A 25,025-nucleotide genomic window follows, 5' to 3' on the forward strand; every position below is an offset into this window, starting at 1 on the left:
GGACTCGGGGTCTGAGTCGGACCCGGAGTTCGGAGCCGCGCCCGAGTTGCGAGCCGGACCGGAGTTGCGAGCCGGACCGGGGCGCAAGCCCGACCGGAGTTGCGAGCCGGACCGGGACGCAAGCCGCACCAGCGGGCGTCCGGCGGGCAGCTCGGTGGCGTCGGGTTCCGCCGGGAGGGGACACGGTCGGGACGCTACGAACTTGATTACAAAGATGAATCACGGATGGAGTGGACCGAGCGCAGGTTCGCTCGTCGACGAACCGGGATCAGGACCAGCACCGGACGGAACGGGGGACCAGGACCGGACCGGGGACGACGGCCCGACCGGGGACGACGGCCCGACCGGGGACGACGGCCCGACCGGACCAGGACCGACACGGAACCGAGAACCGGACCAGGACTGGGCCAGGCAGGACCGCGGGGCCGGGACCGAAACCACGGACAGCGCCAAGACCGGGACCAGTGCCAGTGCCAGTGCCAGTGCGTCGATAGACCGTGGGTGACCCATCTTTGTAATCAAGTTCGTAGCGCGCTTAGTGCACCCCTATCCCTCCGTGGTGACTCCAGGAGGCGGGGCCAGCTCAGTGTCCGCAGCCGGTACGTACCAGGGCGGGCGTCGGGGGTGCGACCGCCGCGTCCACGACCTGGCGGCGATCGGTGGACGAGGTGAGCGGGCTGACCGTGGTGCTCGGCGGGGCGGTCGGAGCGGCACTGGCGGAGGCGCTGGGTGAGGCCGACGGGGAGCGGGTGGGCGTCGCCGACCGGGAGGCGGCCGGGGTGGCGCCGCCGTACATCCGGACGGCGCTGCGTTGGACCTGGCCGGGGGCCATCCGGATGCCGGTGGCGGTGGCGCGGTGGCCGTACACGTCGGTGACCCGGATGGCGTACGGGCCGGGGCCGGCACCGGAGTCGATCAGCCAGTAGTTGTAGTCCTGCCGGGTCGCGCCACGCCAGTTTCCGCCCTGGCGCACCTCGACCGAGCGCAGCGGGTTGCCGTGCTCCCCGACCAGCACGGCGAACCACCACTGGGACGCGCCCTCCTTCATCCGGAAGGTGAGCGGTCCGGGCAGCGGCGGGTTCACCACCGCCCGGTAGCTGACCGGGACGACGCCCTTGACGGGGTCGGCGATGCGGGCGAACGCCTCCGCCGAGAGGTCCAGGTGACCGGGCTCGCACTCCGGGCACTGGTCCATCACCAGGACCCGGACGGTGCCCTTCGGGCCGGTGACGTCGAGGAAGCCGCCGCAGGCCGCGCCCTCGGCGTACTCGCCGGGGCCCAGCGCGACATACAGCCGGTTGGTGGGGGCGGCCGGGCGGGAGCAGTTGCCGCCAGCGCCCTGCGAGTCGTAGAAGGTGGCCTTTCCCTGGTGGACGGTGCCACCGAGCGGCGGAGCGGCCAGTGCCCGGGGCGCGGCGGCGGCCGGCGCGTTGCGGGCCGGGGCAGCCGCGCAGGCGGGTTCGGCGCCGGTGCGGACGGCGAGGACCAGGCCGGTGAACGCGGCCAGCGCCACCAGCCCACCACCGGCCAGCCAGCGTCCGGTGCGGACGGCCGCCCGTCGGCGCCCCCGCCCGGAGCGCACCTGAGGGTCGGGCTCGGTGGAGGGGGAACTGTCGGGGCCGGTGGGAGCGCTGCCGTCGGTCACGACGATCGATCGTGCCGGACCGCAGCGGCACCGGACAAGCCGGCTAAGCGAAAGCTAAGACGCGGGGGCGACGGACCGGGTACGCAGCAGGCCGGCGGTGATGACGGCGAGCGACCGCAGCTCCTCGGCGACCTCGGGCCGGTCGCGCAGGGTGTCCTCCAGGCGTACCCGCCACCTGCCGGCTTCGATCGGTGCGTGGTGGTCGCCCTGGCGGAGGCGGAGCCGGGTGAACTCCAGCGCGTCCTCGACGGTGGGGCCGAGCAGGTCACCGACGCGCTGGCTGAACCAGCGGAAGACCTCGTCGTCGCGCGCCGCGTCGACGATCACCCTGGCCGTGTCCCAGGCCACCCGGGGTTGATGGATCACCGGCATCTCGACTCCCCTGTCGACGGACCGCTCCCCCCATCATCTGTCCCGGGCTGACCAGGGACAAGGCCGGTGGTCAGTCGACCAGGGTCACCGGGTCGCCGACGGCCACCCGACCCGGACCCTCGGGGACGAGGTGCAGTCCGAAGAGGAGCTTCTGCCCGATGTTGCGGTGCCGGGCCAGGGTGCGCAGGGGCTCCTTGCCGCGTACCCCGGTCTCCTGGTCGGTGGTGGTGACCACGCAGCGGTCGCACGCCCCGGCGGCCCGCAGGACGACCCCGCCGACGCGGAGCCGGCGGCCGACCCACGCGTCCTCCTGCCAGGCGGCGGCGCCGTCGACCACCAGGTTGGGACGGAACCGGGTCATCTCCACCGCAGGCTCGCCAGCGTCGGCGAGCCAGCCGTTGAGCGCGTCGAGGGAGGCGGCGTTGGCCAGCAGCAGCGGGTACTCGTCGGCGAAGCTGACCTGGTCACCGGTGTCGTGGTCCCGCTCGTCGGGGCGCACGTGCCGGGTCGGGTCGCGCAGCCAGACCAGCCGGACCGGGCGGCCGAGCAGCGCGCCGAGCCAGTCGTCGGCGGCCGGCCCGGCGGGCAGCGCGGCGACCGGCAGCCGGCTGCGGAAGACCCGCACCGGGACCGGCTCGGCGGTCGTCGGCTCCGGCACGTCGAGGTCCGGACGGCCGGGTGCGCGCAGCAGCAGGCCGCCGTCGCGTGGGGTGGCGTGGAGGGTGACCAGCTCGGTCGCCTCGCGCTGGGTGACGCCGACGCCGTGCTCGTCGAGCACCATCCAGCGGCGGTCGCCGGCCAGGCCCCACGGCTCGACCCGGGCGCCGTCGTGGTCGAGGCGGTGGCAACCCTTGACCGGGTACGTGTGCACGGACGCGAGCTTCACCAGGCCACCCCGATCCCGTCGCCCGGGTACCAGTGCCCGGCGGGGGTCTCACGGTACGCGAGGAAACGCCGGCCGGTGCGCTCCGCGTGCTCGGCCAGGACATTGGTGGCGGTCACGTTGTCGGTGAGCAGCATGGCCCCCGGGGCGAGCTTCGCCTCGACCGCCTCGAACTCGCGCTTCTCGTGGACCCGGCTGTGGTCGCTGTCGTGCAGGAACAGGTCCACCGGGCGGTCCAGCGCGCCGATCGAGGCGACCGAGTCGCCAATCACCAGGTCGATCACGTCCGCCCACGGGGTGGCCCGGGCCAGGTAGCCGGCCTCGGGGTTGATGTCCAGCGAGGTGAGCCGGCCGGGGTGCCCCTCGGCCGCGTTCCGCAGCAGGGCGGCGGCGAGGACGCAGCTGCCCAGCCCCTTGTCCACCCCGGTCTCGACCACGTGCGCGGGGCGGCGGGCGCGGACGATGGCGTACCAGCCGATGCGGCGGGCGTACCGGACGTGCCTGTCGGCGAGGCCGCGACGGGGGGCGGCGGCGGTGGCCCGTTCGATGTGCCGGCGCAGCTCCTGGTCGCCCTCGATCTCGGCGAGACAGGCCCGCACCCGCGTCACCGGCACGTCGCAGACCACGCTGACGAACCAGGCCAGGTGGTGTCGGCTCAGGGTGGTCAGCTCGTACGTGTAGTTGTGGTGCTCACGGGAGGTGACCAGCCAGCGGGCCGAGGTGCGCAGCACGCGCGCGTCGTGCCGGGCGACCCGGGCCAGCCGCTTCGGGAACGCGGCCACCGGCGCCAACGGGGTGCGGGCGATGGCCCGCCGAAGCTTCGTTGCGTCCACGGGAGCGTTCTACCAGGCGATCGGGACGCCTGACGAGGATTGTTCGGGTTGTCTTTGAAATTCTTCATGCATAGAGTCGCGTCATGAATGAAAGCGGTGTCGTCGCGGCGCCGACCGAACGCGTGCTGGACCTGTTCCACGGAGTCCGGCTCACCCCCACCCAGCGGCGGATCGCGCACTGCCTGGTGCAGCACGCCGGAGCGGCGGCGTACCTGTCGGCGGCCGAGGTGGCCGAACTGGCCGGAGTCAGCCAGCCGTCGGTGACCCGGTTCGCGATGGCGCTCGGCCACGACGGCTACCCGGCCCTGCGCCGCCGGCTGCGCGAGCTGACCGCCACCGGGGCGGGCGGACCGGTCGACACCGACAACGAACTCCAGCGGGCCGTCCGCACCGAGTCGGGCAACCTCGACCGGCTGGCCGGGCAGCTCGCCGACCGGGAGCGGATCACCGAGGTCGGCGCGCTGCTGGCCGCCAGCCGGCCGCTGCCGGTGCTCGGACTGCGCGCCGCCGCGCCGCTCGCGGCGTACTTCGCCTTCTTCGCCGCGAAGGTGCATCCGGACGTGCGGGTCCTCGACGACGGCGGCAGCCTGCTGGCCGACCGGCTCGAACAGGCCGCCGCGGCCGGCGCGACCGCCCTGCTCGCCTTCGTGCTGCCCCGCTACCCCCGGGAGACCCTCGACGCGCTGCGCGAGGCCCGCACCGCCGGGCTGACCGTCGTGGCGATCACCGACTCCCCGGTCAGCCCCGCCGCCGAGCACGCCGAGGTGGTGCTCCCCGCCGCCGTCGGCACCGACCTGGTCTTCGACCTGCACACCGCCCCGATGACCCTGGCCATGGTGGTGCTCCAGGCGATCTGCGACGCCACCCCCGCCGAGACCCAGGCCCGACTCGAGGCGTTCGAGTCGTCCGCCGCCCGCCGCCAGTTGTTCCTCGGCTGAGAGGAGTACGAGATGCACCAGCCCGTCCGCGCCGCCCGCGGCACCGTACGCACCGCGAAGGGGTGGCCGCAGGAGGCCGCCCTGCGCATGCTGATGAACAACCTCGACCCGGAGGTGGCCGAGCGCCCCGACGACCTGGTCGTCTACGGCGGCACCGGCAAGGCCGCGCGGGACTGGCCGTCGTACCACGCGCTGGTGCGGACGCTGACCGAGCTGCGCGACGACGAGACGATGCTGGTGCAGTCCGGCCGCCCGGTCGGTGTGATGCGGACCCACGAGTGGGCGCCCCGGGTGCTGCTGGCCAACTCGAACCTGGTCGGCGACTGGGCCACCTGGCCGGAGTTCCGCCGCCTCGAACAGCTCGGCCTGACCATGTACGGGCAGATGACCGCCGGTTCGTGGATCTACATCGGCACCCAGGGCATCCTCCAGGGCACGTACGAGACCTTCGCCGCGGTGGCCGCCAAGCGCTTCGGCGGCACCCTCGCCGGGACGTTGACGCTGACCGCCGGCTGCGGCGGGATGGGCGGGGCGCAGCCCCTCGCGGTCACCATGAACGGCGGCGTCTGCCTGATCGTGGACGTGGACCGGACCCGGCTGGACCGCCGGGTGCACGACCGCTACCTCGACGAGGTGGCCGACTCGCTGGACGACGCCGTCGAGCGGGTGCTCGCCGCGAAGCGGGACCGTCGGGCGCTCAGCGTCGGCGTGGTCGGCAACGCGGCGACGGTCTTCCCGGAGCTGCTGCGCCGGGGCGTCGAGATCGACGTCGTCACCGACCAGACCAGCGCGCACGACCCGCTGTCGTACCTGCCGGAGGGGGTGGAGGTCGCCGACGCCCGGGACTACGCGACAGCGAAGCCGGCGGAGTTCACCGACCGGGCGCGGGCGTCGATGGCGAAGCACGTCGAGGCGATGGTCGGCTTCCTCGACGCGGGCGCGGAGGTCTTCGACTACGGCAACTCGATCCGCGGCGAGGCGAAGCTCGGCGGCTTCGAGCGGGCGTTCGACTTCCCGGGCTTCGTGCCGGCGTACATCCGGCCGCTGTTCTGCGAGGGGAAGGGTCCCTTCCGGTGGGCGGCGCTCTCCGGCGACCCGAAGGACATCGCCGCCACCGACCGGGCGATCCTGGACCTGTTCCCGGAGAACGAGTCCCTCGCCCGGTGGATGCGGATGGCCGGCGAGCGGGTCGCCTTCCAGGGCCTGCCGGCGCGGATCTGCTGGCTCGGCTACGGCGAGCGCGACCGGGCCGGGGTGCGGTTCAACGAGATGGTCGCGTCGGGCGAGCTGACCGCCCCCGTGGTGATCGGCCGGGACCACCTGGACTGCGGCAGCGTCGCCAGCCCCTACCGGGAGACCGAGGCGATGGCCGACGGCTCCGACGCGATCGCCGACTGGCCGCTGCTCAACGCGCTGGTCAACACGGCCAGCGGGGCATCCTGGGTGTCCATCCACCACGGCGGCGGGGTGGGCATCGGCCGGTCCATCCACGCCGGGCAGGTCTGCGTCGCCGACGGCAGCGCCCTGGCCGGGCAGAAGATCGAGCGGGTCCTGACCAACGACCCGGCGATGGGCGTCATCCGGCACGTCGACGCCGGCTACGACGACGCCCGCGAGGTCGCCGCGCGGACCGGCGTGCGGGTGCCGATGACGGAGACCGGGGCCCCGGCGTGACCGACCTGGCCGAGCGGTTCCGCAAGCTCTGGGACGAGATCGCGTCCGTCGGGCGGGACGCCGGCAGCGGCGGCTACCTGCGCTATGCGCTCACCGAGCCGGAGCTGACCCTGCGCGCCTGGTTCCGCGAGCAGGCCGACGAACGCGGGATGCCGGTGCAGGAAGACGGCAACGGCAACCTCTTCGCCTGGTGGGGTGACCCGGCCGCCGGAGAAGCGGTGCTCACCGGCAGCCACTTCGACTCGGTGCCGCACGGCGGGGCGTACGACGGGCCGCTCGGCATCGTCAGCGCGTTCCTCGCCGTGGACGAGCTGCGGGCGGCGGGCGTCACGCCCGACCGGCCGGTGGCGGTGGCCGCGTTCGTGGAGGAGGAGGGGGCGCGGTTCGGCGTACCCTGCCTGGGGTCGCGGCTGCTCACCGGGGAGATCGCGGTGGACCGCGCGGCCGGGCTGCGCGACGCGGCCGGGGTGAGCTTCGCCGAGGCGCTGGGCGACCGGCCGGCGGGCGCCGACCCGACCCTGCTCGGCCGCTTCGCGGCCTTCGTGGAACTGCACGTCGAGCAGGGCCGCGCGCTGGTCGAGCAGGCCGCGCCGGTCGCGGTGGCCAGCGCGATCTGGCCGCACGGCCGTTGGCGCTTCGACTTCCACGGCGAGGGCAACCACGCGGGTACGACCCGGATGGCCGACCGCCGCGACCCGATGCTCACGTACGCGTTCACGGTGCTCGCCGCGAACAAGGAGGCCCGGCTGCGCGACGCGCACGCCACCGTGGCCCGGGTCGCCGTCGAGCCGAACGCCACCAACGCCATCCCGGCGAAGGTGACCGGCTGGCTGGACGCCCGGGCGGCCGAGCCGGCGACGCTGCACGGCCTCGTCGAGGCGGTGCAGGCCAAGGCCACCGAGCGGGCGAGACGGGACGGCACGGCGCTGACCTGCACCGAGGAGTCGGCGACCCCCCTCGTCGCGTTCGACGGCGGGCTGGCCGACCGGCTGGCCGCGCTGCTGGACGCGCCGGTGCTGCCCACCGGGGCCGGGCACGACGCGGGGGTGCTGGCCGCGCACCTGCCCACCGCGATGCTCTTCGTCCGCAACCCGACCGGGGTGTCGCACTCCCCGGCCGAGTCCGCCACCGACGTCGACTGCGCCGCCGGGGTGACCGTTCTGGCCCGGGTGCTGGAGGAGCTGGCATGCCGTTGAGATGGCTCGCCGAGTACGCCTGGCTGCCCGACCACGCCGAGCCCACGCCCGACGTGCTGATCGAGGCCGACGCGGGCCGGATCACCGCCGTCACGCCGTTGACTGCCGGGGGCCGGCCGGCCGCCGGCGTCGAGGTGCTCGGTGACGCGACCCGACTGCCGGGGCTGACCCTGCCGGGGCTGGCCAACTCCCACTCGCACGCCTTCCACCGGGCGCTGCGCGGGCGTACCCACGCCGGTCGGGGTGACTTCTGGAGCTGGCGGGACGCCATGTACGCCGTCGCCGCCCGGCTCGACCCGGACAGCTACCTGGCCCTGGCCCGGGCCGCGTACGCGGAGATGGCGCTCGCCGGGGTCACCTGCGTCGGCGAGTTCCACTACCTGCACCACGGCCCCGACGGCACCCCGTACGACGACCCGAACGCGATGTCGGCGGCGCTGGTGGAGGCGGCGGCGCACGCCGGCATCCGGCTCACCCTGCTGGACGCGTGCTATCTGACCGCCTCGGTGGACGGTGCGCCGCTCGCGGGACCGCAGCGGCGGTTCGGCGACGGTGACGCGCTGCGCTGGGCGGCGCGGGTCGCCGCGTTCCGCCCGGAGAACGAGCACGCCCGGGTCGGTACGGCCATCCACTCCGTCCGCGCGGTGCCGGCGGAGCAGTTGGCGACCGTCGCGAACCTGGCCGACCGCGCCGGGGTGCCGCTGCACGTGCACCTGTCGGAGCAGCCCGCCGAGAACGACGCCTGTCGGTCCGTGCACGGCGTCACCCCGACCCGACTGCTCGCCGAGCACGGGGTGCTCGGCGCGCACACCACCGCCGTGCACGCCACCCACCCCACCAGCGCCGACGTCACGCTGCTCGGGGACAGCCGGACCGGGATCTGCCTCTGCCCCACCACCGAGCGGGACCTGGCCGACGGGATCGGGCCGGCGCGGCGGATGGCCGAGGCGGGCAGCCCGCTCACCCTGGGCAGCGACAGCCACGCCGTGGTCGACCTCTTCGAGGAGGCGCGCGCCGTCGAGCTGGACGAGCGGCTGCGGACCCGCCGACGCGGGCACTTCACCGCCGCCGAGCTGCTGACCGCCGCCACCGTCGCCGGGCACGCCGCACTGGGCTGGGGAGACGCCGGCCGGCTGGCAGTCGGCGACCGGGCCGACCTGGTCACCGTACGGCTGGACAGCGCCCGCACCGCCGGGGTGCCGCCGGTCGGGGCGTTCTTCGCCGCCACCGCCGCCGACGTGACCACCGTGGTGGTCGACGGCCGGACGGTGGTCGCCGAGGGCCGGCACCTGACCGTCGACGTGCCGACCGAGCTGCGGCACGCCATCGCGGAGGTGGTCTCGTGAGCGGCTTTCCGACCCGCCCGGACGGGCCGACGCGGCGGATCGCGCGCAACACCGGCAGCCTGCTCGTGGACGACATCGGCGAGTTGGTCACCAACGACGGCCGGGCGGGCGACCCGCTGGGGATCCGGCGGGACGCCGCCGTGCTGATCGAGGACGGCGAGGTGGCCTGGGTCGGGCCGGCCCGGGACGCCCCGGCCGCCGACCGACGGATCGACGCCGGGGGCGCGGCGGTGCTGCCCGGCTTCGTGGACAGCCACGCCCACCTGGTCTTCGCCGGGGACCGGGCCGCCGAGTTCGCCGCCCGGATGGCCGGCGAGCCCTACACCGGCGGCGGCATCCGCACCACCGTCGGCGCCACCCGGGCCGCCTCCGACGACGAACTGCGGGCCACCGTGGGCAGGCTGCGTGCCGAGGCCCTGCGGCAGGGCACCACCACCATGGAGATCAAGAGCGGGTACGGCCTCACCGCCGCCGACGAGGCCCGCTCGCTGCGGATCGCCGCCGAGTTCACCGACGACACCACCTATCTCGGCGCGCACGTCGTCCCCGCCGAGTACGCGAACCGCCCCGACGACTACGTGGGCCTGGTCTGCGGCCCGATGCTCGCCGCCGCCGCCCCGTACGCCCGGTGGATCGACGTGTTCTGCGAGCGCGGCGCGTTCGACGTGGACCACGCCCGGGCGATCCTCGCCTGCGGGCAGGCCGTCGGACTGGGCCTGCGGGTGCACGCCAACCAGCTCGGCCCCGGGCCGGGCGTGCAACTCGGTGTGGAACTCGGCGCGGCCAGCGTCGACCACTGCACCCACCTGACCGACGCCGACATCGACGCGCTCGCCGCGCACCGGATCGACTGCATGTGCGCGGACGGCTCACACACCACCACGGTCGCCACCCTGCTGCCGGGGGCGGAGTTCTCCACCCGGTCGCCGTACCCGGACGCGCGGCGGCTGCTCGACGCGGGCGTGACGGTGGCGCTCGCGACGGACTGCAACCCCGGGTCGTCGTACACGTCGTCGATGGCGTTCTGCGTCGCGCTCGCCGTACGCGAGATGCGGATGACCCCGGCGGAGGCGGTGTGGGCGGCGACCGCCGGCGGGGCGGCGGCGCTGCGCCGCACCGACGTCGGCCGGCTGCGGCCCGGCGCCCGGGCCGACCTCATGATCCTCGACGCCCCTTCCCACCTGCACCTGGCCTACCGGCCGGGGGTTCCCCTGATCCGCCAGGTTCTGCACAACGGAGTGCCGCAATGACCGTGACCATCCAGCCCACCGGGGTCTCCCCCGCCGACGTGCTCGCCGTCGCGCGCGGCACCGCCAAGGTCGTCCTCGACCCGTCCACCGTGGACGCGATGGCGACCAGCCGCGCCATCGTGGACGGCATCGAGGCCGCCGGCCGCCCCGTCTACGGCGTCTCCACCGGCTTCGGGGCGCTCGCCAACACCTTCGTCGCGCCGGAACGGCGGGCCGAACTCCAGCACGCGCTGATCCGCTCGCACGCCGCCGGGGTGGGCGCGCCGATGCCCCGCGAGGTGGTCCGGGCGATGATGCTGCTGCGGGTCCGCTCCCTCGCGCTGGGCCGCTCCGGCGTCCGCCCGCTGATCGCCGAGGCGCTGGTGGACCTGCTCAACCACGAGGTCACCCCGTGGGTGCCGGAGCACGGCTCGCTCGGCGCCTCCGGCGACCTGGCCCCCCTGGCGCACTGCGCGCTGGTGCTGCTCGGCGAGGGCTGGGTGCTCGGGCCGGCCGGGGAACGCCTCGACGCCGCCGAGGCGCTGCGCCGGGTCGGGCTGGCCCCGATCGAGCTGGCCGCCAAGGAGGGGCTGGCGCTGATCAACGGCACCGACGGCATGCTGGGCATGCTGCTGCTCGCCATCCACGACGCCCGGCACCTCTTCGCCATGGCGGACGTCACCGCCGCCCTCGCCATCGAGGCGATGCTCGGCTCGGAGCGGCCGTTCCTGCCCGAGCTGCACGCCATCCGGCCGCACCCCGGGCAGGCCGTCTCGGCGGCGAACATCCACCGGCTGCTCCAGGACTCCCGGGTGATGGACTCGCACCGCGACGACCTGGCGCACGCGGTGCAGGACGCGTACTCGATGCGCTGCGCGCCCCAGGTGGCCGGCGCGGCGCGGGACACCCTCGACTTCGTCGAGACGGTCGCCGGCCGGGAACTGCGCTCGGTGGTGGACAACCCGGTGGTGCTGCCCGACGGGCGGGTCGAGTCCACCGGGAACTTCCACGGCGCGCCGCTCGGCTTCGCCGCCGACTACCTGGCCATCGCCGCCGCCGAGGTCGGCGCCATCGCGGAACGCCGGGTCGACCGGCTGCTCGACGTGGCCCGCAACCGGGAACTGCCCGCCTTCCTCTCCCCCGACGCCGGGGTCAACTCGGGGCTGATGATCGCCCAGTACACGGCGGCCGGGATCGTCGCGGAGAACCGGCGCCTCGCCGCGCCCGCCTCGGTGGACTCGCTACCCACCAGCGGCATGCAGGAGGACCACGTCTCGATGGGCTGGGCGGCGACCAAGAAGCTGCGTACCGTGCTGGACAACCTGACCAGCGTGCTCGCGGTGGAGCTGCTGGCCGGGGTACGCGGCCTCCAGCTGCGCACCCCGCTGGAGCCGTCGCCGGCCGGTCGGGCCGCGCTCGCAGCGCTCGGCGAGGTGGCCGGCGAACCCGGGCCGGACGTCTTCCTCGCCCCGGTCATGGAGACCGCGCGGGAGGTGCTGCGCGGCCACGCCCTGCGCGCCGCCATCGAACGCGAGATCGGCCCCCTCGGCTGATCACCCCACCCGGCATCGTCCGCCCCGCCCGCCCGGCGTCACGCCTCCCGCCCGGCGTGGCCACTCCCGCCCGGCGTGGCCACTCTTTCCGGGAAAGAGTGGTTAATCCGCGCAGGATAAGCCCTCTTTCCGGGAAATTGCGGGGCGAGGACGGGCGGGCGAGGACGAGGCGGGGCGAGGACGAGGACGGGCGGGCGAGGACGGGCGGGCGAGGAGGAGGCGGGGCCAGGACGGGCGGGTCGGGGTCAGGGGGTTGGGGGGAGGACCTTGGCGGCGAGCTTGGCGAGGTCGCGCAGGGCCTTGCCGCGGTGGCTGATGGCGTCCTTCTCCTGCGGGGTCAGCTCCGCGTTGGTGCGCTCCTGACCGTCGCCGAGGAAGATCGGGTCGTACCCGAAGCCGCCCTCGCCGCGCGGCGCGCGCAGCAGCCGACCGGTCTGCCGGCCGTCGACCAGGTGCTCCTTGCCGCCGGGCAGCACCAGCGCCACCGTGCAGACGAAGGCCGCGCCCCGGTGCTCGTCGGGCACGTCGGCCACCTGGTCCAGCACCAGCTGGAGGTTGGCCTGGTCGTCGCCGTGCCGGCCGGCCCAGCGGGCGCTGAACACGCCCGGCATGCCGTTGAGGGCGTCGACCGCGATGCCCGAGTCGTCGGCGATGGTGGGCAGGCCGGTACGCCGGCAGCCCTCCCGCGCCTTGATCAGCGCGTTCTCGCCGAAGGTCAGGCCGGTCTCCGGCAGCTCCGGGTATTCCTCGACGTCGTCGAGGCCGAGCAGGGCGATCCGGTGCGCGCCGAGCGCGCCGTCGAGGATCCGCTGGAGCTCGACCAGCTTCTTGCGGTTCCGGGTGGCGAGCAGGACCTTGTTCATGCGGTGACGTCTCCGTTCACGACTGCGGGGCTCGCAAGCTCACTCCTCGCGTTCACTGGAGTGCCTTCCGCTGCGCGTCCGCCAGTTCCAGGCAGCCCAGCACGCCGAGGTCGAGCAGCGCGTCGAGCTGCTGACGGGAGAAGACGCCGTCCTCACCCGTCCCCTGCACCTCGACGAAGTCGCCCGTCCCGGTGCAGACCACGTTCATGTCCACCTCGGCGGCCACGTCCTCGGTGTAGCAGAGGTCCAGCCGTGGCTCACCGGCGATGATGCCGACGCTGACCGCGGCCACCGACCGGTGCATCACGTTCTCCACCTTGCCGGCCAGCGACTTCCGCCCGGCCAGCCAGGTCACCGCGTCGTGCAGCGCCACGTACGCGCCGGTGATCGCCGCGGTACGGGTGCCGCCGTCGGCCTGGAGCACGTCGCAGTCGAGCACGATCGAGTTCTCGCCGAGCGCCTTCAGGTCGATCGCGGCCCGCAGGCTCCGCCCGATCAGGCGGGAGATCTCATGGGTACGCCCACCGACCCGCCCCTTGACGCTCTCCCGGTCGGAGCGGGTGTTCGTGGCGCGGGGCAGCATCGCGTACTCGGCGGTCACCCAGCCCAGCCCGGAGCCCTTGCGCCAGCGGGGCACGCCCTCCGTCACGCTCGCCGTGCAGAGCACCCGGGTGTCGCCGAACTCGACGAGGACCGAGCCCTCCGGGTGGGTGCTCCAGCCCCGGGTCAGGGTCACCGGTCGGAGTTGGTCGGGCAGCCGCCCGTCAGGTCGCGCCATCCCTGCACCCTATGCGGTGCCGTGATCGATCCGCTCCCGGGTGTGCCCGTGCGGGTCAGACGTCGTAGGAGGCACCGGGGCGGGCCACCTCGAGCGGCCCGTCATAGGCGGACGCGGCCGACGCGACGGTGTGCGCCTCGCTGCCCCAGGCCGCCACCAGGTGGGTGAGCAGCAGCCGGCCGACGCCCGCCTTGGTCGCCACCTCGCCGGCCTCCCGGCCGGTCAGGTGCAGGTCGGGCGGGTTGTCCACCCCGTCGAGATAGCTGGCCTCGCAGAGGAAGAGGTCGGCGTCCTGCGCCAACCGCAGCAGCGCCTCGCAGGGCGCGGTGTCGGAGGAGTAGCAGAGCACCCGGCCGTCGTGCTCCAGCCGCACGCCGTACGTCTCGACCGGGTGGTTCACCCGGTCGACGGTGACCGCGAAGGGGCCGATCGGGAAGGTCCCCGGTTGCAGGGCGTAGAACTGGTAGACGTCGTCGACGGTGCTGTCCTCCTGCCCGTACGCGGCGGCCAACCGGTCGGGCGCGCCGGCGGGCGCGTAGACCGGCAGGGGCGGGTACGGTCCGTCCGGGGCGTACCGGCGCACCACCACGTACGACACGGCGTCGAGCATGTGGTCGCAGTGCAGGTGGGTGAGGAGGATGGCGTCGGGGGCGTGCAGCCCCACGTACCGCTGGAGGGTCGAGAGCGAGCCGGAGCCGAAGTCGACCAGGAGGCGGAAGCCCGCCACCTCCACCAGGTAGGCGGAGCAGGGGGACTCGGGGCCGGGGAAACTGCCCGCGCAGCCCAGCACGGTCAGTCGCATCACGTCATCCCGTTGTCACGCAACGTAGTCCACACGCCGGCACCCGCCTCGTCGATGATCTTTACCGACGCGTACGCCACGCTGCGCAGCCTACGCTGACGCGCTGCGGCGCAAGAATCATCTACCGGAAGATGTCATCAACGTGACACCCGTACACGTCCGGTGACCGGCCGGGAACGGCGCGGGGCCGGCGACGCTCCGTCGACCGGCCCCACGCTGCGTCGTCAGGCCCAGAGCTGACCCTCCAGGGCGTCCTCGGCATCCGCGAGGGTGCCGCCGTACGCGCCGGTGGAGAGGTATTTCCAGCCGCCGTCGCAGACCACGAACGCAACGTCGGCCCGGCGGCCGTCCCGCACCGCCTCGTGCGCCACGGCCAGCGCCGCGTGCAGGATCGCCCCGCTGGAGAAGCCGGCGAAGATCCCCTCCACCTCGACGAGCTGCCGGGTACGCAGCACCGCGTCCCGGGTGCCCACCGAGAAGCGCCGGGACAGCACCGTCGCGTCGTAGAGCTCCGGCACGTATCCCTCGTCGATGTTGCGCAGCCCGTAGACCAGCTCGCCGTAGCGGGGCTCGGCGGCGACGATCTGGATGCCGTCGACCTTCTCCCGCAGGTAGCGGCCGGTGCCCATCAGGGTGCCGGTGGTGCCGAGCCCGGCCACGAAGTGGGTGATCGTGGGCAGGTCGTGCAGCAGCTCCGGCCCGGTCGTCTCGTAGTGCGCCCGGGCGTTCGCCTCGTTGCCGTACTGGAAGAGCATCACCCAGTCGGGGTGCTCCGCGGAGATCTGCTTCGCGGTGGCGACGGCCTGGTTGGAGCCACCGGCGGCGGGCGAGAAGATGATCTCCGCGCCGTACATCCGGAGCAGCTGCACCCGCTCGGTGGAGACGTTCTCCGGCATGACACAGACCAGTCGGTAACCCCGCAGCTTGGCCACCATGGCCAGCGAGATGCCGGTGTTGCCGCTGGTCGGCTCCAGGATGGTGTCACCCGGGCGGAGCCGGCCGGCCTCCTCGGCCGCGCGCACCATGAACAGGGCCGCCCGGTCCTTGATGCTGCCGGTCGGGTTCCGGTCCTCCAACTTCGCCCAGAGCCGCACCGGCGGCGCCCCGTCGGGCACCGTCGGCGAGAGCCGCGGCAGCCCGACCAGGGGTGTGCCGCCGGAGGCGTCGAGCAGGCTGTCGTACCGCGCCATGACGCCGCCCTCAGCGGGCAGCGACGGCCGGCCGCGCTACGCGCGGCGCGATCGCCGCCGCCGCCGCACGGTGCTGGCTGATCGCGGCTGCCGCCGCGAAGCCGAACGCGCCGCCGGCCACGGCCGGCAGGATGGTGACGCTGTCGCCGTCGCTGAGCTTGGCGTCCAGCGCACCGAGGAAGCGGACGTCCTCGTCGTTGACGTAGACGTTGACGAAGCGGTGCAGCGTGCCGGTCTCGGTGACCAGGCGGCCCTTCAGGCCGGCGTGCCGGGCGTCCAGGTCGGTGAGCAGGTCGCCCAGGGTGTCCCCGGCGCCCTCGACGACCTTCGCGCCGCCGGTGTAGCTGCGCAGGATGGTGGGGATGCGAACCTCGATGGCCATGATGTCGTGCTCCTTGGTCGGGTCGTGCCAGGTGACGGGAAGAAAGAAAAGGTGCCGGCGCTGAACGGTCAGCTGCCGGAACACTCGTAGTCGACCGTCGCCGGGCTCTGCCCGAACATGTAGGACTGGACGGCGTGCGGGTCCACGGCGGCATCCACGATCCGGACCGGCTCCTCGGTGACCACGCCGTCGACGATCCGGAAGGAGCGGATCTCCTCGGTGTCGGGCTCACGGGTCGAGACGAGCAGGTAGTGCGCTCCCGGCTCACCGGCGAAGGAGACGTCCGTCCGGGACGGGTAGGCCTCGGTCGCGGTGTGCGAGTGGTAGATGACGACCGGTTCCTCGTCGCGGTCGTCCATCTCCCGCCAGACCCGCAGCTGCTCCATCGAGTCGAACTCGTAGAACGTCATCGAGCGGGCGGAATTCTCCATCGGGATGTGCCGGGTCGGGGTGTCGCTGCCCACGGGACCGGCGACCACGCCGCACGCCTCGTCCGGGTGGTCGCGGCGCGCGTGGGCCACGATCGCGTCGACGATCGACCGGTCGATGCTCAGCACGTCGCCCAGCCTAGCGCCTGCCGGTCGTCACCGGCGAGGTGGCGACCGTCACGGGTCAGTCGATCAGGGCGTTGAGCAGGGATTCCTGGAGATAGCCCAGGTAGGCGTAGACCGACAGTTGGAACACCCGGGACGAGGACGGGTCCTCGGCGACCGCGTCGTCCAGCTCCTCCCCCAGGTCCGTGCCGTCCTTGATCTCCAGCCGGACGCCCATCGCCAGCCGGGCGTCGTTGAGCGCCCGCAGCCACGCCTCGGCCGCCTCGGCGTCGAGGCGTACCTCGCCGCCCGCGCCGCCGGCCTCGTCGGGCAGGGCGGCCAGGATCGCGCCGGCCTGGTCGATCTTCGCGGTCTTGAGGTCGCCCTCGGTGTACCGGCGGAACTCGGCGGTGCTCGCCGAGTCGTCCGGATAGACCTCGGGGAAGAGCCGGCCGACCACCGGGTCGGTGTGGTCGAAGCCGTCGGTGAGCAGGCCGACCACCTCGGAGGCGACCTTGCGCAGCACCCGCACCTCGTCCACGGCGAAGGTGGCGACGTAACGGTCGCCCTGGCGCCGGAACATGCTCATGACCGGTCCACCGTGGCCCACAGCCCGTACGCGTGCAGCTGCGACGCGTCGTGCTCCATCCGCTCCCGGGCGCCGCTGGAAACCACCGCCCGCCCCTTGTGGTGCACGTCGAGCATCAACTGCTCCGCCTTCTCCTTGCTGTATCCGAAGAGCTTCTGGAAGACCCAGGTCACGTACGTCATGAGGTTGACCGGGTCGTCCCAGACGATCGTCACCCACGGCCGGTCCGAGACCGGCACCTCGTCGGTGTCCGGCGTCTCGACCGGTGCAACCTGTGGAGCCGCCATGCCCCCCATCGTGCCACCGGTTCCGGGGAACCGATGAACCGGAACGCCGGGTGGGCGCGGATCACCCGCCCGGGCGGCGGGAAACGGCCCGGGGCGACGGTCGGCCGCGCCGCCCTCAGGCGAGCAGGATGCCGTGGTCGACAGCATCGGTGAGCACCGCGCCCAACGAGAGACGGATCACCTCGAAGCGGCGGGACACCTCGCGGCACAGTTCGAGTTCCACCTCGCGCAGCGCCCGCTGCGCCCAGGACCGCGCGGAGTTCGGGTCCTCGTTGCCGGGGCTGCGCCAGTGCTGCCAGCAGCCGCCGGAGAGCGCCACACCGACCGGTGGCAGCACCTCGTCGCGCGTCGCGCCCGGGAAGCACTCCAGCGCCTCCATCGCCCCGGTGCCGCTCAGGCCGGCCACCCCGGCGGTGCTGGTGACCAGGAGCACCCGGTCCAGTTCCCGGCCGGACGGGTGGTCGCCGAGCCCCCAGCGCACCGCCTGGGTGATCCGGCGGCGTACGCCCTCGGCCAGCGGCGCGCCGAAGACCCGCGCGGCGGCGTCGTCGACGATGCCCCGGACGGCCTCGTCGCACTGCGCCGTGGCCAGCAGGGACAGGGCCGCCATCTCGCCGTCGAGCAGCTGCGGCAGGCCGGCGCAGCCGACCCCGAAGACGATCTCCTGCACCACCCGCAGGTGGATGTTGGCCAGTTCCAGGGCGAGGTGCTGGCGGATCCGCCGGGCGCAGGACCGCGCCTGCCGGTCCAGCCCCTCGACGAGGTCGCCCGGGTCGAGCCCGGGCAGGACGTTGACCCGGCCGTGCGCTCCGGCCGGCACCGGCGGCTCCGCGCTGGCCCGGCGCAGTCCCTCGTCGGCGGCCCAGCCGACCAGCGCCCGACGCAGGGCGGCGTGCTCGGCCGGACGGACCGGGTGCCAGCGGGCACCGGCGAGGCCGGGCACGGCGGCGAGCAGTGCGGCGCGGTGGGCCGCCACGCAGACCTCGACCGGGTCGACCCGACGGGTGACACCGCGCGGGGCGGGTGGCCCACCGCGGCCGGGGGCGCCGGCCTCCCCCGGCCCCGCGCCGTCCGGCCCGGTCGGCCAGCCGTTCGCTCCCGGGGTGACGGCGAAGACCACCTCCACCGGGGCGCGGGAGATCTCGGTCAGCAGGTGCAGCTCGGCGGCGGTGAAGGCCTGGTCCGCGGAGATCACGAAGAGCAGCGCACCGGCCCGGCGGACCGCGTCGAGCAGGATACGGCCGCCGGCCACGCCGAGCGCACCGGTGTCGGGCGTGTCCAGGACGGCGAAGTGGCGCAGCAGCGGGTCGGGCAGGCTCAGCTCCACCCGGCGGGGCGGGCGGGCCAACGCCGGACCGGCCGCCAGCGGGTCGGCGCCGTACGAGTGCGGCTGGCGGTAGCCGGGGACGTACGCGGCGCGGGTCGGCACCCGGGCGTGGTTCACCACCAGGCAGCTGCCGGCGGGCACGGCGAGCATGCCCGGTTCGAGTTCGAGCAGGGCGGCGAGCACCTCGCGCCGGCCGGCGCCGGCCGGACCGGCGGCCACCACGGCCAGCGGTTCGTCCGGCCCCGGGGTGGTCTCGATCCGGTCGGGGCGCGGCGTCGCGCGTGGCCGGTCGGTCGACCCGCCCGGGCCGGGCACGTCGACCGAGGGGAGAGGACCCGGCTTCATCAGCGGCCTCCCGGTCGGGCGATCGGGTTGCGGTCCGATCGCGGGGAATGATCCGGCGTCGGGGCCCGGATGCGGGAAGAGTACGGGCGATGCGGACGCATCGCTGAACACCTCGGATACTCACCAGTAATGGCCAGATTACTCAACTTCAGAGCGTGACGGTCCCCCTGCGGACGGAATTCCATCGATATGCTGCTCGGATGAGTCGGTGGGACTTCGTCGGCCGAACGGATGAGCTCAACCGTCTGTTGTCGGCGGTCGGCCGCCCCCAGGGGCGCGGACTGCTCTTCAGCGGCAGCGCGGGGGTCGGCAAGAGCCGACTCCTGAGAGAGGGAGTCGCCGCCCTTCCGACGGACCGGTACGCGGTCTGGTCCGCCTCCGCCAGCGCCACCACCGCCGCCCTCCCGTTCGGCGGGATGGTCCAGGTGCTCCCGGCCGACCAGCCGCAGGGGCTCTCCCCCGCCGGCATCCTCCGGTGGGCGGTGGACGTGCTCCAGGAGCAGGCCGCCGGGCGCCCCATCGTGCTGGCCGTCGACGACGCCCACCTCCTCGACCCACCCTCGGCCGCGCTGGTGCACCTGCTCGCCCGGGCCGAGAACACCACCGTCGTCGGGACGCTGCGCAACGGCGAACAGCTCCCCCTGCCGATCCGTGCACTCTGGACCGACGACCTGGTCGAGCTGGTCGAACTCGGCCCGCTCGGCGCGACCGAGACCACCGGGCTGCTCGCCGCCATCCTCGGCGGCCCGGTCGACGCCGGATCGGCCGAGCGGCTGTTCCGGCTCTCCGCTGGCAACCCGCTGCTGCTGCGCGAGCTGGTCCTCGCGGCGGCCGGCGGCGGCGAGCTGACCCGCACGTACGGGATCTGGAAGTGGACCGGCCGGCTGGAGCTGGCACCGAGCCTCACCGACCTGATCGACACCCGGATCGGCCAGCTCACCGACGGGGTCCGTTCGGTGGTCGAACTGGTCGCCTTCGGTGAACCGCTCGGCCTGCACCTGCTGGAGCGGGCGGTCGACCCGGCCGACGTGGAGACCGCCGAGGAGCGCGGCCTGATCAGCCTGGTCCACGACGACCGGCGGCTCAACGTCCGGCTGGCCCACCCGCTCTACGGCGAGGTGATGCGCCGGCAGTGCCCGGTGAGCCGGACCCGCCGCCTCCAGGCGACGCTGGCCGAGCTGCTCCAACAGGTCGGCACGCGGCGCCGCGACGACCTGCTCCGGGTGGCCGTCTGGCGGCTCGCCTCCGGCACCGCCCAGGACCCGGCCCTGCTCCTCGACGCCGCCGCGCAGGCCTTCGGCCGGTACGACGTACCCCTGGCGACCCGGCTGGCGCGGGCGGCGCTGGACGCCGACGGCGGGTTCGACGCCGCGGAGCTGCTCGCCACCATCCTGATGTTCGGCGACCGGCCGGACGAGGCGATCCGGGTGCTCGACTCGGTCGCCGGGGAGATCCGGTGCGACAGCCGGCGCAGCCGCTGGCTGACCGTGCGCGGCATGGTCAGCTACTGGGGGCTCAGCCGGGAGTCCACCGTGGAGGAGATCGCCGCGCGGGCCGACGAGCTGGCCGACCCGGCCCACCGGACCAGGGTCCGGGCGTTCGAGGCGATCATGCGGCTGCACCGCCTCGACACCGACACCGCGGTCCGGCTCGCCCAGGCGGTGCTGGACCGGCCCGCCGCCCCGGTCGCCGCCCGCGAGCTGGCCCGCTGCACGCTGGCCCACCTCCAGGCGGCGCAGGGCCGGTTCCGGCGCAGCGCCACCGCGATCGCCCGGGTGCAGGCCGAGGTGACCCGCTGGCGGGGCGACATGCCCTACCTCCAGCTTGCGATGGAGCTGGCCCGGGGCACCCGGCTGGCGCTCGCCGGCGACCTGGCCGGCATCGACGCGATCGTGGCCGACGAGTTCGCCGACCTCGCCGGGGCCGGCGACTTCCGGCTCGGCACCGGCTACCTGGCCATCCTCCAGGCGTACGCGGCGCGGCTGCGCGGGCAGAGCGACAGCGCCCTGAAGACCAGCCTGGGCGCGTGCGCGGTGCTCGCCACCAGCCGGGTCTACGCCGGGCTGGCGCACGCCGAGCGGGCCCAGGCGGCCGCCCAGCGCGGCGACGCGGCGCACGCCGCCGAGGCGATGGCGGAGGCGGACCGCACCCACGCGCCCGGGATGGCCGTCCTCTATCCGTGGCTGGAGCAGGCCCGGGGCGCGGTGCTCGCCGCCGGGGGTGACCTGGCCGGTGCCGCCAAGCACCTCGCCGCCCTCGCCGACCGGCTGCGCGCGGACGGGCTCGCCGGCCACGAGGTGCTGGCCCTGCTCGACCTTGTCCGGCTCGACCAGGCCACCACGCCGGTCGGCCCGACCTGCACCGACGGCAGCCGGCGTACGGTGGCGCAGCGGTTGACCGAGCTGTCCGAGCAGGTGGACGGGGTGCTGCCGCCGCTGCTCGCCCGCTACGCCCGGGCCGCCGCGGACGGCACCGCCGCCGAGCTGCTCGCGGTGGCCGACGGGCTCGCCGCCCTGGAGCTGACCGTCTACGCCGCCGAGGCGACCGCGCTGGCGCTGCACCGGCTGACCCGGGACCGCTCCGTCGCCTCGGGTGCCGCCCGGGAACGCCTCGCCGTCCTGCTCGGCGGCGCGGACGAGATCTCCACCCCGGCGCTGCGGCTGCTCCGGCCGGCGCTCACCGACCGGGAGTGGCAGGTGGCACGGCTCGCCGCCGACGGGGTGACCAGCCGCGCGATCGGGGAGCAGCTCTTCCTGTCCAGCCGGACGGTGGAGAACCACCTGCAACGCGTCTACAGCAAGCTGGGCGTGGCGGGGCGGGGTGAGCTGCGGGCCGCCCTGCGGTCGATGCCGGGCCACGACGGCGAGGATCCGGTCTGAACTCTAGGCTGGCACGGTGAGCACCCTTCGCCCCGCGCTGCTGACCGACCACTACGAGCTGACCATGGTCAGTGCCGCCCTGCGGGACGGCACCGCCCACCGCCGCTGCGTGTTCGAGGTGTTCAGCCGGCGGCTGCCCGCGGGCCGTCGCTACGGCGTGGTCGCCGGCACCGGCCGGCTGGTCGACATGATCCGCGAGTTCCGGTTCGACGCCGAGGAGGTCGACTTCCTGCGCCGTACCGGGGTGGTCGACGGGCCGGCCGCCGAGTGGCTGACCAACTACCGCTTCACCGGCGACGTCGAGGGGTACGCCGAGGGTGAGCTCTTCTTCCCCGGCTCCCCGATCCTCACCGTCTCCGGCGGCTTCGCCGAGTGCGTGGTGCTGGAGACGCTGGTGCTGTCGGTGCTGAACCACGACTGCGCGGTGGCCGCGGCGGCCGCCCGGATGGTCACCGCGGCCCGGGGCCGGGCGCTGATCGAGATGGGTTCCCGGCGGGCGCACGAGGAGGCGGCGGTGGCCGCGGCGCGGGCCGCGTACCTGGCCGGCTTCCGGTTCACCTCGAACCTGGCCGCCGGCCAGCGGTACGGCATCCCGACCGCCGGCACCGCCGCGCACGCGTTCACACTGCTGCACGACGACGAGAAGACGGCGTTCGCCTCGCAGGTGGCCACCCTCGGCAAGGACACCACGCTGCTGGTCGACACGTACGACATCAGCCAGGGCATCCGGAACGCCATCGAGGTGGCCGGGCCGGAGCTGCGGGCGGTCCGGATCGACTCCGGCGACCTGGCGGTCATCGCCCAGCAGTCCCGGGAACTGCTCGACTCGCTCGGCGCCACCGAGACGAAGATCATCGTCTCGGGTGACCTCGACGAGTACGCCATCGCCTCGCTCGCCGCCGAGCCGGTCGACATGTACGGCGCGGGCACCGCGGTGGTCACCGGCTCGGGCGCCCCGACCGCCGGCCTGGTCTACAAGCTGGTCGAGGTCGAGGGGCGGCCGGTGGTCAAGCGGTCCGAGCACAAGGCCACCATCGGCGGCCGGAAGGTGGCCGTCCGCCGGCACAAGCCGACCGGCACCGCCACCGAGGAGGTCATCGTGCCGCAGGGGGTGCCGGACCGGCAGGCCAACGACCGGCTGCTCCAGCGCTCGTTCGTGGTCGACGGCGAGCCGGTGGCGCTGCCCACCCTCGACCAGTCCCGGGAGCACCTGCGGGAGTGCCTGATCTCCATCCCCTGGGAGGGCCTGAAACTCTCCGGTGGCGACCCGGCCATCCCGGTGACCGTCGTACCCGCGAGCTGACAAGGAGCCGCTTCGGATGAGCAACGCGCTGATCATCGTGGACGTGCAGAACGACTTCTGTGAGGGCGGCTCCCTCGCGGTGGCCGGCGGGGCGTGGGTGGCCGCCGGCATCTCCCGGCTGCTGGCCGCCGAGCCGGACCGGTGGGACCACGTGGTGGCGACGAAGGACTACCACGTCGACCCGGGCGCCCACTTCGGCAACCCGCCGGACTACGTCGACTCCTGGCCCCGGCACTGCGTGGTCGGCACGCCCGGCTCCGAGTTCCACCCCGAGCTGGCGACCGCGCGGGTGGAGGCGATCTTCCACAAGGGCGAGCACGCCGCCGCGTACTCCGGTTTCGAGGGGCACGCCGACGACGGCGAGGGCCTGGCCGACTGGCTGCGCCGGCGCGGGGTGGACCGGGTGGACGTGGTGGGCATCGCCACCGACCACTGCGTGCGGGCGACCGCGCTGGACGCCGCCCGGGAGGGCTTCGCCACCACCGTGCTGCTCGACCTGACCGCCGCCGTGGCGCCGGCGACGCTCGACGTCGCGCTGCGGGCGTTCGAGGGCGCCGGGATCACCACGGTCGGCGATCCGGTGATCCGTACCGCATGACCCGGTAACTGGTTTGCCGGTTGTCGTACCCGGCGTCGAGGATGACGCCGGAGGTACGGACCGTCATGAACCTGAAGCCTTACCGGGAGGCGCTCGCCCTGCCCGGTCTCCGGTCGCTGCTGCTGGTGTCGGTGCTGGCGCGCATCCCGCTGACCGCGGCCGGGGTGGTGCTCACCTTCCACGTGGTCCTCGACCTCGGGCTGAAGTACGCCGCGGCCGGCCTGGTCGGGGCCGCGTCGACCGTCGGCGCGGCGCTGGGCTCGCCGCTGCTCGGTCGGCTGGTGGACCGGCGTGGGCTGCGACCGGTGCTCGCCCTGACCACGGTCGCCGAGGGCGTCTTCTGGTTCAGCGCCCCGACGCTCTCCTACCGGGTGTTGCTGCCGGCGGCCTTCCTCGCCGGGCTGCTCGCCCTGCCGGTCTTCTCGGTGGTCCGCCAGTCGGTGGCCGCGCTGGTCCCGGCGCAGCGGCGTCGCCCGGCGTACGCGCTGGACTCGATGTCGGTGGAGCTGTCGTTCATGGTCGGCCCGGCGCTGGCCGTGGCGCTCGCCACCGCCGTCTCCCCGCGTACCACCCTCTGGGCGGTCGGTGCCGGGATGGTCGCCGCCGGGGTGGGTTTCTGGCTGCTGGACCCGCCCATCCGCAGCGCCGACGAGCCGGCCGGCCCGCACCGGAAGGTCCCCCGCCGCGAGTGGCTGACCCCGCGGCTGCTCGCCGTGCTGGCGGTCAGCCTGGCGGCCACCCTGGTGCTCGGCGGGACCGACGTGGCGGTGGTCGCCGTGCTCCGGGCGGGCGGCGAGCTGAGCTGGACGGGCGTCGTCCTGGCCAGCTGGGCGGTCGCGTCGCTGATCGGCGGCTTCGCGTACGGGGCGGTCAGCCGCTCCTTCTCGCCGCTGCTGCTGATGGCCGCGCTGAGCCTCTGCACCATCCCGGTGGGGCTGGGCGGGGCGCACTGGTGGCTGCTCTGCCTGGCGCTCGTGCCGGCCGGCGCGCTCTGCGCCCCGACCATCGCCGCCACCTCCGACGCGGTGAGCCGGCTCGCCCCGGCCGGCGTACGCGGTGAGGCGATGGGCCTGCACGGCTCGGCGGTCACCGTCGGCATCGCGGTGGGCGCCCCGCTCGCCGGTGCGGTGATCGACGCCTCGGTGCCGCTGTGGGGGTTCGCGGTGACCGGCGCGATCGGTGCGCTGGTCGCGTTGGCGGTGCTCCCCGTCGAGCTGCGCCACCGCCGGTCCGCGCCGCCCACCGACGCAGCAGCGCCGGAACTGGCCCCCGCCCCCGCCTCGCTCTGACCCCACCCGCCCGCAGCGGCGGCCTCCACCCCGCACCATATCCGGCGTGCCTCGGTGCGCCCCGACGTGCCCCGGCGTGCCCCGCAGCACCACGGCGGGCCTCGCCGCACGCCGCGACGGGCACCCCACCCGCCGGACGCCCGAGCCCCGCCCGCCGCCCGCCGAACGCCACGCGCCGCATGCCACCCGCC

23 protein-coding genes are annotated in these 25,025 nt (G+C 74.4%); 10 read left to right on the forward strand and 13 right to left on the reverse strand.

Annotated features, from left to right (window positions below; genetic code table 11):
• Positions 1–583: 583 nt before the first annotated feature.
• The 4 genes from ABUL08_RS17540 to ABUL08_RS17555 form a co-directional block, all read right to left on the reverse strand.
• Entirely contained in the window at positions 584–1,645 is a 1,062-nt protein-coding gene (locus ABUL08_RS17540; protein WP_350930987.1) for an expansin EXLX1 family cellulose-binding protein, read from the reverse strand.
• A 54-nt stretch (positions 1,646–1,699) separates the two neighbouring features.
• Positions 1,700–2,017, reverse strand: coding sequence for a hypothetical protein (locus tag ABUL08_RS17545; RefSeq protein WP_350930988.1), 318 nt, complete (start codon positions 2,015–2,017; stop codon positions 1,700–1,702).
• A gap of 70 nt (positions 2,018–2,087) precedes the next feature.
• Positions 2,088–2,903: an MOSC domain-containing protein gene (locus tag ABUL08_RS17550; RefSeq protein WP_350930989.1), complete on the reverse strand. Its 816-nt coding sequence runs from the start codon at positions 2,901–2,903 to the stop codon at positions 2,088–2,090.
• A complete protein-coding gene (locus ABUL08_RS17555) occupies positions 2,900–3,733 on the reverse strand; it encodes an O-methyltransferase (protein WP_350930990.1) in 834 nt (277 codons plus the stop codon). The genes ABUL08_RS17550 and ABUL08_RS17555 overlap by 4 nt, the downstream gene beginning before the upstream one ends.
• An 83-nt stretch (positions 3,734–3,816) precedes the next feature.
• Between ABUL08_RS17555 and ABUL08_RS17560 the strand changes: the two genes are divergently transcribed.
• From ABUL08_RS17560 to hutH, 6 genes are read left to right on the forward strand one after another with little or no spacing between them, the layout of a single operon-like run.
• Entirely contained in the window at positions 3,817–4,671 is an 855-nt protein-coding gene (locus ABUL08_RS17560) for a MurR/RpiR family transcriptional regulator (RefSeq protein ID WP_350930991.1), read from the forward strand.
• 12 nt (positions 4,672–4,683) lie between these two features.
• Complete coding sequence (gene hutU, locus ABUL08_RS17565) at positions 4,684–6,345, forward strand: urocanate hydratase (RefSeq protein ID WP_350930992.1); 1,662 nt, start codon at positions 4,684–4,686, stop codon at positions 6,343–6,345.
• Entirely contained in the window at positions 6,342–7,541 is a 1,200-nt protein-coding gene (locus tag ABUL08_RS17570; protein ID WP_350930993.1) for an allantoate amidohydrolase, read from the forward strand. The genes hutU and ABUL08_RS17570 overlap by 4 nt, the downstream gene beginning before the upstream one ends.
• A complete protein-coding gene (locus ABUL08_RS17575) occupies positions 7,532–8,887 on the forward strand; it encodes a formimidoylglutamate deiminase (protein WP_350930994.1) in 1,356 nt (451 codons plus the stop codon). The genes ABUL08_RS17570 and ABUL08_RS17575 overlap by 10 nt, the downstream gene beginning before the upstream one ends.
• Positions 8,888–8,925: 38 nt before the next feature.
• Positions 8,926–10,137, forward strand: a complete 1,212-nt coding sequence (gene hutI, locus ABUL08_RS17580) for an imidazolonepropionase (protein WP_350938684.1) — start codon at positions 8,926–8,928, stop codon at positions 10,135–10,137.
• Positions 10,134–11,669: a histidine ammonia-lyase gene (gene hutH, locus ABUL08_RS17585; RefSeq protein WP_350930995.1), complete on the forward strand. Its 1,536-nt coding sequence runs from the start codon at positions 10,134–10,136 to the stop codon at positions 11,667–11,669. Before hutI ends, hutH begins: the two co-directional genes overlap by 4 nt.
• Before the next feature lie 245 nt (positions 11,670–11,914).
• Here hutH and rdgB read toward each other — a convergent pair whose 3' ends face one another.
• The 9 genes from rdgB to ABUL08_RS17630 all read right to left on the reverse strand — a co-directional run bounded on the left by rdgB (position 11,915) and on the right by ABUL08_RS17630 (position 18,765).
• On the reverse strand, positions 11,915–12,532 hold the full coding sequence (gene rdgB, locus ABUL08_RS17590) for an RdgB/HAM1 family non-canonical purine NTP pyrophosphatase (RefSeq protein ID WP_350930996.1): 618 nt from the start codon (positions 12,530–12,532) through the stop codon (positions 11,915–11,917).
• A gap of 52 nt (positions 12,533–12,584) precedes the next feature.
• Entirely contained in the window at positions 12,585–13,310 is a 726-nt protein-coding gene (rph, locus tag ABUL08_RS17595; RefSeq protein ID WP_350930997.1) for a ribonuclease PH, read from the reverse strand.
• Between the two features lie 55 nt (positions 13,311–13,365).
• Positions 13,366–14,112, reverse strand: coding sequence for an MBL fold metallo-hydrolase (locus ABUL08_RS17600; RefSeq protein ID WP_350930998.1), 747 nt, complete (start codon positions 14,110–14,112; stop codon positions 13,366–13,368).
• Between the two features lie 224 nt (positions 14,113–14,336).
• The gene (locus tag ABUL08_RS17605; RefSeq protein WP_350930999.1) at positions 14,337–15,302 is read right to left on the reverse strand and encodes a PLP-dependent cysteine synthase family protein; all 966 of its coding nucleotides are present in this window, start codon (positions 15,300–15,302) and stop codon (positions 14,337–14,339) included.
• A 10-nt stretch (positions 15,303–15,312) separates the two neighbouring features.
• Positions 15,313–15,684: a MoaD family protein gene (locus tag ABUL08_RS17610; protein ID WP_350931000.1), complete on the reverse strand. Its 372-nt coding sequence runs from the start codon at positions 15,682–15,684 to the stop codon at positions 15,313–15,315.
• Positions 15,685–15,752: 68 nt separating this feature from the next.
• The gene (locus ABUL08_RS17615; RefSeq protein ID WP_350931001.1) at positions 15,753–16,241 is read right to left on the reverse strand and encodes a M67 family metallopeptidase; all 489 of its coding nucleotides are present in this window, start codon (positions 16,239–16,241) and stop codon (positions 15,753–15,755) included.
• A gap of 55 nt (positions 16,242–16,296) precedes the next feature.
• Entirely contained in the window at positions 16,297–16,806 is a 510-nt protein-coding gene (locus ABUL08_RS17620) for a DUF2017 domain-containing protein (RefSeq protein WP_350931002.1), read from the reverse strand.
• Complete coding sequence (gene clpS, locus ABUL08_RS17625) at positions 16,803–17,093, reverse strand: ATP-dependent Clp protease adapter ClpS (protein ID WP_242797346.1); 291 nt, start codon at positions 17,091–17,093, stop codon at positions 16,803–16,805. Before clpS ends, ABUL08_RS17620 begins: the two co-directional genes overlap by 4 nt.
• Before the next feature lie 115 nt (positions 17,094–17,208).
• Positions 17,209–18,765, reverse strand: a complete 1,557-nt coding sequence (locus ABUL08_RS17630; RefSeq protein ID WP_350931003.1) for a P-loop NTPase family protein — start codon at positions 18,763–18,765, stop codon at positions 17,209–17,211.
• A gap of 200 nt (positions 18,766–18,965) precedes the next feature.
• Here ABUL08_RS17630 and ABUL08_RS17635 point away from each other — a divergent pair, with 200 nt between their 5' ends.
• The 4 genes from ABUL08_RS17635 to ABUL08_RS17650 are packed head-to-tail and all read left to right on the forward strand — an operon-like array spanning position 18,966 to position 24,834.
• Positions 18,966–21,644, forward strand: coding sequence for a LuxR C-terminal-related transcriptional regulator (locus ABUL08_RS17635; protein ID WP_350931004.1), 2,679 nt, complete (start codon positions 18,966–18,968; stop codon positions 21,642–21,644).
• Positions 21,645–21,660: 16 nt separating this feature from the next.
• Positions 21,661–22,947, forward strand: a complete 1,287-nt coding sequence (locus ABUL08_RS17640) for a nicotinate phosphoribosyltransferase (protein ID WP_350931005.1) — start codon at positions 21,661–21,663, stop codon at positions 22,945–22,947.
• A gap of 16 nt (positions 22,948–22,963) precedes the next feature.
• Positions 22,964–23,545, forward strand: coding sequence for an isochorismatase family protein (locus ABUL08_RS17645; protein WP_350931006.1), 582 nt, complete (start codon positions 22,964–22,966; stop codon positions 23,543–23,545).
• Positions 23,546–23,586: 41 nt separating this feature from the next.
• Entirely contained in the window at positions 23,587–24,834 is a 1,248-nt protein-coding gene (locus ABUL08_RS17650; RefSeq protein ID WP_350931007.1) for an MFS transporter, read from the forward strand.
• Positions 24,835–25,025 lie beyond the last annotated feature (191 nt).

Source organism: Micromonospora sp. CCTCC AA 2012012 (assembly GCF_040499845.1).
GTDB classification, from domain to species: domain Bacteria; phylum Actinomycetota; class Actinomycetes; order Mycobacteriales; family Micromonosporaceae; genus Micromonospora; species Micromonospora mangrovi.